This window comes from Clostridium sp. FS41, from assembly GCF_000954015.1.
Lineage (GTDB): Bacteria > Bacillota > Clostridia > Lachnospirales > Lachnospiraceae > Enterocloster > Enterocloster citroniae.
In genome coordinates this window covers 1-933 of record NZ_JYHN01000008.1, presented here as the reverse complement: position 1 = coordinate 933, position 933 = coordinate 1, and the positions used below count along the sequence as shown (strand labels likewise).

Annotated in this window: 1 protein-coding gene; it reads right to left on the bottom strand. The window is 39.7% G+C overall.

The features are described from left to right. Positions 1-6: 6 nt before the first annotated feature. On the bottom strand, positions 7-825 hold the full coding sequence (locus CLFS41_RS01605; RefSeq protein ID WP_200895067.1) for a phosphoadenosine phosphosulfate reductase family protein: 819 nt from the start codon (positions 823-825) through the stop codon (positions 7-9). Positions 826-933 lie beyond the last annotated feature (108 nt).

The window sequence follows — 933 nt, the reverse complement described above, 5'->3', positions numbered from 1 at the left end:
TTAATTTTAGATAATAAAACCATCATCAAATAAATCCATTTGGCCTTCAACATTTTTATCTTCCATCCACCAAAGAAATACATCATATCCAGTTTTCCACCTTGTTCTTCCTCCAGATTTATGAATTTTTTCCAACATTTTTTCAAAAGCTCTTATATATGCTCTTTGGTATGTTGGATAATCTGTGAACTCCTTCCACCGCGTTTTTCCAGCCATCGGGCAACCTATACACCCAACACGTTTATATCTCCTATCATAAAGAGGGTTGTATTTAATATCTTCTTGCCTGATATATTCCCATATGTCCCTATGGGTCCAATCAATAATAGGGTTTAAAATCATAGACCCCTTCATTTCACAGCGTTCAATCAAGAGCCTCTTATCATCGTTATCATTCATCAATACAATTCTATTTTTGACTTTTCGAGCTGACGCTTCCATGATTCCCCGCTGCGCTCTTTTCGAGCTTTCATCCCAGCGAACACCCGTTGCCACATAACGGTTCGGCGATGAATTCTCCTTTAGATATTGGCAACAATAACGTTGCATCCTACATGGAGGCATTGTTTTTTTCTCAATAAGTTGCCACATAGTAAGTTCTGGCATATGTATTGTCGCTTTTATTCCTTGGTTCTCCAACTGCTTGAACTGCTCTCGAATATGGTATACTGTTGGCGGAGCATCGACAGTTGTATGACTATTAATTACCTCAAATGGCACTCCTGACCGCTTAAACAGTTCCAACATCACATCGCTGTCCTTCCCCCCGCTGTATGTACACACTAGGGGCTTCCCATAATGGTGCAGGGACATTTCTGATGCCATTTTGATTCGTTCTATTGCCTTTTTTTCTAAATCCATTTTTAATTTGAAAGGAAGCCAGATATCTTTTCCCGGCCGGGGCTTCCGCCTCCTTTCAGTTATTTATTTAAA

Coding starts and splice junctions, on each gene's coding strand:
- CLFS41_RS01605 (WP_200895067.1), bottom strand. CDS start 825: ATGGCATCAGAAATGTCCCTGCACCATTATGGGAAGCCCCTAGTGTGT.